This window comes from Bradyrhizobium sp. 142 (genome assembly GCF_023074015.1).
Taxonomy (GTDB): Bacteria; Pseudomonadota; Alphaproteobacteria; order Rhizobiales; family Xanthobacteraceae; genus Bradyrhizobium.
The window spans coordinates 1-6,947 of sequence record NZ_JADPKQ010000100.1; the positions used below are offsets into that span (position 1 = coordinate 1).

The following is a 6,947-nucleotide window of genomic DNA, read 5'->3' on the forward strand; positions in this document are numbered from 1 at the left end:
CCTGCCGAAGCCGAGCAACGCTACTACGCCATGCTGGAACAACCCGCCATGGCGGCATAACTTAAACCAAATGGCCTCCGGCAAACCCGGAGCGGTTCAGGCTTCCCGTTCGGTTAGAACCTTGGGGCCAGCGCGCAGGTTGGCCCATCGCTCCTCGATTTCGGCCAGCGCTTCGGCGTGCTTCCGCTTGGCTTCAATGGGATCTCGCGTGCCGAGACTGCGCTTCTCTTCGCGCTTGCCAACTAGCGCACGCAGGTCTTCCGGGACACCTTTACGGAGCCAGTAGACACCACTGTTGGGATGCTTCCAGGGACGAGACATTGCCAAGGGCATTTGTACCAGCCTTTTGTACCAGGCGGGTAGCGTTAAGCCTCTGATCTTGCTTATTTCTTTCTAAACCAATGGTTTAGAAGGAGAATGGTGCCCAGGAAAGGATTGCACGGACCGCACCGCATATTATTGAAATTGCATGTGAATTTCAATGGCAACTTGAGGGTTGTTACACAGCCTTGTGATTGTCTCTCTGCCCGGTATTGCCTGAAGGAGCCTCAGTCCAAGCCGTGCCCCTCGATGGCGCACATTAGGGGAGATCAGGCCCTTAGGAGGGGACCTAAATAACTTTCCAACTCTGTTGCCGAATCGTCATGGACGCGTAAGTTTCCGAGAATCATCCGGAGAGTGCAATTTATGGACGGCGCCCAGACTGGCCAAGGCTCGGAAGCGATTGTCGAAGCATTCAAGAAAGACCTCCAGCCGATCGAAAGCGGCAATGTCCTACTGATTCTGACCGATAATAGGACCGGCGCTTCCTACTGCGAATGCCACGTGAGAGCTGAAAAGCTGATCAAGTTGGGCACGACTGACGTTCCTCTCGATCCCACGCATCCGAATTATCGGGCCAATCGAGAGCTGACCGACGACAAAGCCTTCGAGGATATGCGCCGAGACGCGCTCGAGCGGAGAAGCTTTAGCAACATCGTGGCGGAATATATGCCGGCAGAAGGCGAAGACAGGCCTCTCAAGATTATCGGTGGGCAGCACCGCTTTACAGCCATAGAACAGGCCCTCCAATCCGACATCGATGAACTGCACGGGCTGAAAGTCTATTTCGGCTTGGATATGAACCAACGGCTGGACGTGCAGCTCATCTCGAACACGAACATTACCGTTTCCGGTGCATTGACGGACCGCCTCAAGGAGACCTTCAGAGGCCCGAATTTGCGCGAGTGGTGCCAGAATGTTGGCTTGCTAAAGAAGGAACAGGATTTTGGCGACACAAAAACGAGAGGCGGCCCCTTAACAGTCGATCTCATTCGAACGTTCATCGAGAACTTCTACGCGGGCCAGAAGATCAAGATGAAGGACTTCGTGAAGACTGAGACGACGCCGTATTTGTACAAGAGCGGGCAGGACGACGCTCGGTGGCAGAAGTTCTTGGACGAGCATCAAGGAATCTGGGCTGATAAAAAGCTAAAGATTGCGGGCGAACAATTTGCCCGTCTAGTAGCGGCGCAAAGGGCAGCTTTTGCAGGTAAGAAGGGCGTCGCGGACTTCTCCGAAAAGGCGTTGAATGGGGGTGTGCTTTCAGCCTGGGCCTTTGCAGCGGGCATGTTTCAGGCACAGCCTCAGCGCCTGAAGCGCCACTATGCGCTCGCCGACCACACAGGCCACGACCCACTCAACGCGGCGGTCTTGGCCAAGGGCAGACATAAGACGGATAACGACAGCTACCGGGGCCTCGGATATAGAACAGATGCCCGAGAACGGGCTCAGATGGTTGAACTCTTCGAAATCGTTTCGGGTACGGGTGACAAGATCAATGCCAAGAACGTAAACGCGGCGATCTACGCCCGGTTTGCGAAGCAGGCATTTTTAGATGCTGAGCGGACGAGGGGCGCTTAAAGTGTCCGAGATTGATGCATTCGCGTCGTCCCTTTTGGAAGAAGCTAAGCGCCTACTCGAAAAAGCGAGCGAAACGAGCGAAGCCGATGCCGAGCGGGCGTATCTTCATTCAGCACTGCTCTTAGCTTTTTGCTCTCTCGAAGCTCACGTGAACTCCGTCGCCGACGAGATCGCAGCCCGACCGGCCACCGCGATACACAGCAAAGGTGTATTGCTGGAAAGGCGGGTCGAGTTGAAGAAGGGAGAGTTCGTCTTACAGAACTCACCTCAGATCAGCCGGTTGATCGACCGCATTCTTTTGCTCCATCAGCTCGGACCCAAGCCGAACGTGGATGGCGAGTGGCATGGTCGCTTAAGCACGGCGACCGATTTGAGGAACAAGCTAACTCATCCAAAGTCGGTACCGAGCCTAACCGCTGTGGCAGTAAGGAAAGCGATTGAGGCGGTTATCGAGACGCTCGACGAATTATATGTCGCGGTTTACATGTCGCACTTCCCAGCAGCGCATCGGAGCCTGGACTCGAAGCTGACATTTTAGGCGTCTTTTTTCAGTTATGGCCTGGCTAGCCCGCGTAACGAGCGGCACCGCTCCCCGGGCAGAATACAATGAAGGGTCAGAAAATCGAGACCTCACCTACGCGATCGGGCATCCGATTTGCCCCCGTCCGCCCCTGCCAACCGACACCGAAACCTCGCCGCATGGAAACGTTGAGCAGGTGTTTTTGCATCTGCTCACTAACCAGCGTAATGGGGCGTTTACTCTTGCTAAACCAAGATTAGCTTGGAAAAAGGTTGATTCGCATGACGACGCTGTACACCATTGGTTACGAGGGCACTGACATTGATCGCTTCGTCGCCACGTTGAAGAGCGTCAAGGTACAGCTTTTGGCCGATGTCCGGGCCGTGCCGATCTCTCGGAAGAAGGGCTTCTCCAAGAACAAGCTCCGCGACCGCGTTGAACATGAAGGCATTCGATACGTTCACCTCGCGGCACTGGGCGATCCGAAGCCCGGTCGGGATGCTGCCCGAGCGGGACACTTCGCCCAATTCCGCAAAATCTACGGAAAACACCTCGCCCAGAGCGGGCCTCAGCAAAGCCTCCACGAGCTGGCCAAGTTCGTAAATGAGCAGACCACCTGCCTGATGTGCTTCGAGCGTGATCCCAGTGAATGCCATAGGTTGATTGTTGCATCGGCACTACCGACTCAGGTCACTATGTTCCACCTCTTTGGTGATGAACCTGGTCGCTATGTCCGCAACGCATCAAAGCTCCCGCGCAGTCGTTCTGGTCAAAGCGCTGCCGCAGCCCAGTAGAACCTACGGGGAGACTGTCTGCTGTGCGGGCGTGACTGCTGACGGTCATTGGAAGCGGCTTTTCCCTGTACGCTTCAGGCACCTCCGCGGTGATAGTAGTTTCTCCCGCTGGAATTGGGTCAAATTCTCCTATCGACCTCCGACGCGGGATAAGCGAAGAGAGAGCTGTCACGTTTACGAGGACAGCATCGCCATTGACGGCCAGTTGCCAAGAGAAGAGCGGACGCAGCTGCTTACGCCGCTCATCACAGGCTCAGCCAAAGAGGCCATGACCCTGGACAAATCACTCACCCTCATTCGACCTCGAAACACAAAGTTCATTGCAAAACGCAAGTCAGCGGCCGATTTAGTTGAGGAGCGAGAAGCATACAAGCTCGCCGCTCAGCAAACGTCCATCTTCGACAAAGAGTTGGCGGACCTTGAGCCATCCCCCTTCGATTTCAGGTTTCAGTTTGAGGACGAGGACGGCCGCCACGATTACCAAAACGGAGACTGGGAAACCCATGCGATGTTCTGGCGCTGGCGAGCCGAGTACGGCGAAGCGGGTGCATTAGATCGGATGCGAGCTGTTTATGACGAAGAGTATCCCAGAAAGGGAATGGCGTTCGCACTTGGAAACCAAGCCAAAAGGCCACAGACTTGGCAACTGCTCGGGGTGCTCCGGTTGGACGAGATCATTCAGCGCGATCTCTTCGGATAGCGAGGAAGGCGCAATTGAGCAAACCTACGTCGCAAGGACCGCTTCTCTTCGGAGAAGGGCCCGCGAGCGCATCAACTTACCGAGGCCCGATCGAAGGTCAACTTCTGAAAGCACGAAGATCGAAGAGGACGCGCAACGACGAACATCCGAGCGAGCTACGCCAAAGCTTCGTGTTAGGGCGCCACGGGCTTCACAGTTCCCTTCGCAGCGTGCAGCGTCTGCCGATATTCAAGGGCTTCCGCAATCTCGCTGAACTCCAGCAGCTCACCTGTTAGATCGTTGAGATGAGTCTTTACTTGGAGAGGGGTCGCCATGAAGAATTCGCGCCGACGATTAACGGTGTTGACGCGCACGCCTGCCAGTCGCTCATGCATTGCTGACTCTAATCCGACAGCATCATTCGAGAAGAAAAGCGCATGAACATCAAAATTGAAGGGCACAGAGGCGTCACTAAGCTCCCTTATGCGATCCATCGGGTCAAGGCGCCGAGTCATTCCAACCTTCACCATGCTCTCACCAAACGAACCTATGTTGGAAATGACATAAACATATCCAGCTCGAATGTTCGCGGCTCGCGCATCGACACTCTCGATCGCCTGGTCAACGTCCGCGAGCTGCTCACGTAGCCTCTGAGCTCCCTCCAAGTCGCCGTTCGCTTCCAAAGCCGCTAATGCATTTGAGTAGTGTTGCTTTTCCTTTTCCAATTTGGCTCGCTCACGCTCTATTTCCTGCTGCGCCTTCCGTTCTTCTCGCAGGCGTTCTCGCTCCTGACGTTCAGCCTCCTTTTCTTCCGCTTGCTTCTGCAGAAAGTCAGCGGTCAATTCCAGCTCGTCGATGCGTAGCTGATAGTATGCGGGAGATATTCGAATTTGCATTGTCGCGCCAAGACGCTTGATGATTTCTTCGACTTTGCGAAGTCGTTCTAGTGCACTATCGAGTTTATAGGGTTTGAGCCCCCGCACCAAAGTGTCCGCCTCGGCATTGAATGCCCGCAGCATCAATTTGGAGAAATCTTGCACCATCTTTCGGCCTTCCTGAACGGAGCCATTCACCGTCCAGTCAGTGGTAGCTAGAATCGCGCCACCATCGCGCTTCGTTGCGGATTTAGTAGATGCCTGCAAGCGGTCGAGCGCTTGCTGATACGCGACCGCGTCGGAGAGAGGGTGCCGGTAGTCATAGATTCCGACTTCTTGGAGTATGACTGCTTCTCTTGTCTCTACTACGATCTGACGAGCTTCTTCGTTCTTGGCGTCGACCAAGCGACTGGCTGCTTCAACCTGCTCTTTGGACGACGCGATAAGCGCATCTAACTTTGCGATTTCAGTTTGCGCCTCCTGCCTTCGCTTTTCTAGCTCCAAGATTGACAGTCCGCCTAACGCGTCAAGTTGCGCCAACGCTTGATCACGTTCTGCCTGGATTGCCTTCGCATCTGCAACCAAGCTGCGTCCAATTTCGGCAAGCTTTTGCGTCTTCGCTTCCTCGGCGCTCAATCGCGCTTGCAACTCGTCCACCTCCACCGACAGCCGCCGGGCAAGCTTTCGAGCTCCAAGAAAGGGGATGGATATGGAGCTGCTAGATGTAGACATCGATCTCTTCGCGAATGATCCGGACAGGAAAGCGTTTGCTCTCTCAGACTACCGATGGTTGCCCCCCCACGCAACCACGTGGCCGCGACGTTGCGGTTTTCCCCCGGTATCCGCCTTCAAATTCGAACGTCGCGAGGCTCAGCCTTCACCTGCCCCCAAATAGATCGCTCGCGCGGCGGCTCCCTGAAAGGGCACGTCGGCTGAAGGGGCACGTTTGCCTTTACTTAGTGGATTGCTCTGGATCGTCCGCAGACAGCCGATCTTTCTGAACTAGGTTCCTCATAAACGGTGCCACACCGTCCTGTTCATATTGCACCATCGAAGCCTGACGTCGCTCTTCGGACAATTGAATGAGCTTCCGGCCAGCTTCAATTTTCTCGCCGTCCATAGGGCCAAAGAAAACTTCACCCCATTTTTCTACTAACCGCTTTTCGACACCGGCGAATGAAAAATCGTCGTGCCAACCGTTCTGTAGAATTAGATACAATAATCTAGCGCAAGATGGAGGAAGTTTCTTACCTTTGAGAGCTTGCCCATAAAGCCACAGCGCCAAATCCGCAATTTGGATACCAGGACTGTGATTGTCTGAGCTAATTACGAAGTCGCTGCCTGGAGCCATCTGAAGGCTGTAGCTTTCGCCCGCCCACTCGATCACGTCCGGCGAGGCGTTCGAGAACATCTGATGCCAAGTCTGCAGCATAAAACCAAACTCGCTCTGCTCATCGTGAGTGATACGTTTGATTTTCTTTTTCCAAAGCTCCGAAAAATTTTGCAGACCTCTGAGCAAATTTGCAAAGGCTACAAGATTGGGAAAGTGCCCTTGCTTTGCGATCTTCTGCTCCGTTGCGAAATGAATGCTTTCCGGGTGCTGGATAATCCAATCAAGCCCCGCGCCTAGAAGCTCTCGAGATCGTTCGTCGGGCAAGACATGCAGTTGCGCCTTCAGGGCGGTACATATACCCGGAAGCACTTCCCGAGATTTTTCTTCATTTGGCAGTAGAAGGCACTTCCAGAAATCTTTCGCTATCTCGTCGTTGATCGTTGCCGCGAGCTTGAACGCGAGCATAATCTTTAGTGGTCGAATATTGTACACATGCCAGGGAACAGCCGCATTCTCTCCGGAGTCAAAGAGAACGTCGAACATCTTGGTGGCGAGCAGGTACCGTTTCTCCACGCGCGAGACAAAGAAATGTCCACCTGCCGTGCTGAGCAGGGAATGGAGATCGTCAGCAATCGTCTCTAGTCGGCGCAACCCAAGTTCGTTGGCATGCAGGGCATCAACACCCAGCTTTCCAGCAATCTCGCTTACGTGGCCTCCCCAGCGGAGGTCAAAATCTCCCTTACTGACTAATCTTACTGAGTCAGAAAGTCGCGATCTTTGATCCTGGAATTGCTGGTATTTTCGGGAGATTCGTTTTTCGGCATGGAGAGCTGGGATGGGTCAC

At 54.3% G+C, this 6,947-nt stretch carries 7 protein-coding genes; 4 read left to right on the top strand and 3 right to left on the bottom strand.

Features of this window, described 5'->3' with window-relative positions; all coding sequences use genetic code 11:
- Positions 1–96: 96 nt before the first annotated feature.
- Positions 97–333, bottom strand: a complete 237-nt coding sequence (locus tag IVA82_RS10175) for a DUF6538 domain-containing protein (protein ID WP_247387613.1) — start codon at positions 331–333, stop codon at positions 97–99.
- A 354-nt stretch (positions 334–687) separates the two neighbouring features.
- Between IVA82_RS10175 and IVA82_RS10180 the strand changes: the two genes are divergently transcribed.
- The 4 genes from IVA82_RS10180 (at position 688) to IVA82_RS10195 (ending at position 3,916) form a co-directional block, all read left to right on the top strand.
- Positions 688–1,902: a hypothetical protein gene (locus tag IVA82_RS10180; protein WP_247387614.1), complete on the top strand. Its 1,215-nt coding sequence runs from the start codon at positions 688–690 to the stop codon at positions 1,900–1,902.
- A gap of 1 nt (position 1,903) precedes the next feature.
- Positions 1,904–2,440 (top strand): hypothetical protein, encoded by a 537-nt coding sequence (locus IVA82_RS10185; RefSeq protein ID WP_247387615.1) that lies wholly within the window; start codon positions 1,904–1,906, stop codon positions 2,438–2,440.
- A gap of 263 nt (positions 2,441–2,703) precedes the next feature.
- Positions 2,704–3,216 carry a DUF488 domain-containing protein gene (locus IVA82_RS10190; RefSeq protein ID WP_247387617.1) on the top strand — a complete coding sequence of 171 codons (513 nt, stop codon included), beginning with the start codon at positions 2,704–2,706 and terminating at the stop codon, positions 3,214–3,216.
- A 268-nt stretch (positions 3,217–3,484) separates the two neighbouring features.
- On the top strand, positions 3,485–3,916 hold the full coding sequence (locus IVA82_RS10195) for a hypothetical protein (protein WP_247387618.1): 432 nt from the start codon (positions 3,485–3,487) through the stop codon (positions 3,914–3,916).
- 173 nt (positions 3,917–4,089) lie between these two features.
- Here the strand turns inward: IVA82_RS10195 and IVA82_RS10200 are convergent, their stop codons facing one another.
- Together IVA82_RS10200 and IVA82_RS10205 are read right to left on the bottom strand one after the other, a co-directional pair.
- Complete coding sequence (locus IVA82_RS10200; protein ID WP_247387619.1) at positions 4,090–5,502, bottom strand: DUF4041 domain-containing protein; 1,413 nt, start codon at positions 5,500–5,502, stop codon at positions 4,090–4,092.
- A 220-nt stretch (positions 5,503–5,722) separates the two neighbouring features.
- Positions 5,723–6,754, bottom strand: a complete 1,032-nt coding sequence (locus IVA82_RS10205; RefSeq protein ID WP_247387621.1) for a hypothetical protein — start codon at positions 6,752–6,754, stop codon at positions 5,723–5,725.
- Positions 6,755–6,947: the final 193 nt, after the last annotated feature.